This is a genomic window from Actinoallomurus acaciae, assembly GCF_042429965.1.
Taxonomy (GTDB): Bacteria; Actinomycetota; Actinomycetes; order Streptosporangiales; family Streptosporangiaceae; genus Actinoallomurus; species Actinoallomurus acaciae.
Genome location: NZ_JBHLZP010000932.1, coordinates 1 through 1,829 on the forward strand (window position 1 = coordinate 1; position 1,829 = coordinate 1,829).

Annotated in this window: 3 protein-coding genes; all 3 read left to right on the forward strand. The window is 73.8% G+C overall.

All coding sequences use genetic code 11. The annotated features are described in order from the left end of the window. Positions 1-790 (forward strand): DUF459 domain-containing protein (locus tag ACFFNX_RS49060; protein ID WP_378213341.1); only part of this gene is annotated, 790 nt, incomplete at its 5' end. Position 791: 1 nt separating this feature from the next. Continuing rightward, the gene (locus tag ACFFNX_RS49065; RefSeq protein WP_378213342.1) at positions 792-1,028 is read left to right on the forward strand and encodes a hypothetical protein; all 237 of its coding nucleotides are present in this window, start codon (positions 792-794) and stop codon (positions 1,026-1,028) included. Positions 1,029-1,035: 7 nt separating this feature from the next. Continuing rightward, a partial coding sequence (locus tag ACFFNX_RS49070; protein WP_378213343.1) for an acyltransferase family protein occupies positions 1,036-1,829 on the forward strand: 794 nt, incomplete at its 3' end.

The window sequence follows — 1,829 nt, forward strand, 5'->3', positions numbered from 1 at the left end:
GCACGGCACCCGGCAGGGCGGCGGCGGAGGGGGCGGCGCGGCCGGGGCGGACGTCCCGCTCGGGAACGCCGCGCTCGCGCCGGACGTCCGGGGCGTGAAGCTCCTCGTGGTCGGCGACTCCTGGGCGAGGAACCTCGGCGTCGGCGCGGCCGGCGCAGACCGGAACCGCCGCAACGTCGTGGTGAACGCGGGTGAACCCGGCTGCGGTCTGATGCAGCCGGTCCGGATCCGCAGGCAGGGCCGGATGGTCGCCGCGCCGGCCCAGTGCAACGGCTGGCCCGGACGCTGGCGGGACCTCGTGACGCGCTACCGGCCGACGGCGGTGCTGCTCGAGGTCGGCTACTGGGACGGTCAGGACTCCCAGCAGCTGCCCGGCCACACCGGGGTCCAGTCCATCACCGACCCGGATTTCCGGCGCCGGTTCGACACGCAGATCGACCGGGCCATCGGGATCCTCGGCGCGGGCGGAGCACGGGTCTACGTGCCGACCGTCGTCGACAACAGCGACGCGTCGCGGGCGAACTCCGATGCCATGAACGCGGCCGTCCGCGCGGCGGTCCGCCGGAACCCGGCGCACGCCGCACTGCTCGACCTGCACGGTCAGCTGTGCAGTGCGGCGAAGGTGTGCCCGCGCGAGGTGTCCGGCATCCAGGTCTACGACGACACGGGCCACCCGTCGGCCGCCGCGCACGACCGGCTCGGCGCCTGGATTCTCAACTCCATTCACACCGACCTGTCCCGTACGCCTGGGCGAGGCGGGCAGGTCCGAGCTACGAAAGCAGGTCACTGACATGACGGTTCGCAGGATGATCCTGTCGTTCGTGGGCGCGGGTGTGCTCGCGTCGGCACTGGCGCCCGCCGCCATCGCGAGCACCGGCGGCTGGCGCTTCGTCAAGGTCTACCGGTCGCTCGCCGCCTGCCAGAGCGCCGGCCAGAGCGTCGTCGGCCGGCACCAGGCCCGCGAGTACCGATGCGAGAACGACTACGACAAGGCGGGCGTGCCCGTACTCGACCTCTACACGCGCTGATCCGCGCGTGAACCCGCAAGGCCGAGCGGACCCGGTGGCCGAGGCGGCCAGAACGGGCGGGGCGCCGGCGGGCGCCCCGCCCCGCCGTCGCACCGGCGACGAGCGGATCGCCGCCGTCGACGGGCTCCGCGCGATCGCGGTGGCCGGAGTGATCGCCTTTCACTTCGGCCTCGGCGTCCGCGGCGGGTTCCTCGGCGTCGACCTGTTCTTCGTCATCTCCGGATACGTCATCACCCGGCTCCTGCTGACCGAATGGCACCGCACCGGCTCCATCGCGTGGGGGCGGTTCTGGGGCCGCCGGGCGCGCCGTCTGCTGCCGGCCGTCCTGGCGCTCCTCGTCGTGGTCCAGGTCTGGCTCCACCTCGGCGCGCTGCCCGAACTGCGGTCCACGACCGACGCCCAGACCGTGGCGGCGCTGACCTACGTGTCCAACTGGTACGCGATCTTCGCAGGCGTTTCGTACTGGGGCGCCCTGACCTCCGGCGCGCCGCTGACCCATCTCTGGTCGCTGGCGGTGGAAGAGCAGTTCTACCTGGTCTGGCCGCTCGTGCTCATCGCGGTGCTGCTGACCGTACGCTCGCGGCGCGCGCTGGCGGTCGTGGCGGCCGCGGGCGCGGTGACCTCGTACGCCGCGGGGGCACTGCTGTTCCACGGCGAGGGCGCCGACCGCGCCTACATGGGCACCGACGCGCGCAGCGGCGCCCTGCTCCTCGGCGTGCTGTGTGCGCTGACCCTGACCCGTACGGTCCCCGCCCCGGACGGCTCGTGGGACCGGCGGCTGTCACCCGGCCGGCGTGCGGT